Source organism: Lysinibacillus sp. CNPSo 3705, from assembly GCF_028674935.1.
Taxonomy (GTDB): domain Bacteria; phylum Bacillota; class Bacilli; order Bacillales_A; family Planococcaceae; genus Lysinibacillus.
Window position 1 is genome coordinate 1 of sequence record NZ_JAQZSD010000176.1, and the last position, 809, is coordinate 809.

Here is an 809-nt window from a genome sequence, read left to right on the forward strand (position 1 = left end):
AAACTATTTAGTAATACTTGACGAAACAAACCATCTGTTATATATTAATTAGAAATAAAAACAACTGTTATAAAACAGTTTGGTTTAGGAGGAATTCTAATGTCAAAGTATCGTGATGGTTATGAATTTTATTGTGAGATGTGTGAACGCTATGGTCTTGAGCCAATTTCATTCCGCTACTATTTGCTACAGTTATCACAGCAACAACTTTCCGCTTATAATATGCAAGCCAAACAATTAGGAATTTGAAAGGTTTGTAATTAAAGGATGTGGTTATTACGGAAGCCGACGTGAATATTTTATGAAAAGCCCAGCCATACTAATTTAAATGGACTGGGCTTTTGTATAGTTGAAAGAAATATCAGAAAATTTATTGACGTTGCAAATCAGCTGTTATATAATATTATCGGAAATATAATTCTGTTATATAACAAGATATATCGATCAATTATCATAAGAATAATTAGAATATTATAACGAAACTGTACAATCGAAAGGAAGTTATTAGTATGACAGATTATCGAGAAGGCTATGATTTTTATCGACAAGTGTGCGAGAAACACGATTTAGAGCCAATAAATTTTCACTATTATATATTAAACTTATCACAGGAACAACTAGATGCCTACAATGAACGAGCTAAAACATTGAGAGGTCAAATACAATATGAAATCTCTTAGCTTATAAAAATGCCTCACTGTCTTAATGTGACAGTAAGGCATTTTTGCTTCATATCATAAATGAAGCAATTATTCAAGTATAGTAAAATTACAGAAGATTCATATATTATAAAGATAACTAGGCTAAAT

General features: G+C 29.8%; 2 protein-coding genes. Both read left to right on the forward strand.

Annotated features, from left to right (window positions below):
• Positions 1-99: 99 nt before the first annotated feature.
• On the forward strand, positions 100-249 hold the full coding sequence (locus tag PVA17_RS24870; protein ID WP_049665318.1) for a hypothetical protein: 150 nt from the start codon (positions 100-102) through the stop codon (positions 247-249).
• 260 nt (positions 250-509) lie between these two features.
• Positions 510-680 carry a transcriptional regulator gene (locus PVA17_RS24875; RefSeq protein ID WP_274069361.1) on the forward strand — a complete coding sequence of 57 codons (171 nt, stop codon included), beginning with the start codon at positions 510-512 and terminating at the stop codon, positions 678-680.
• Positions 681-809: the final 129 nt, after the last annotated feature.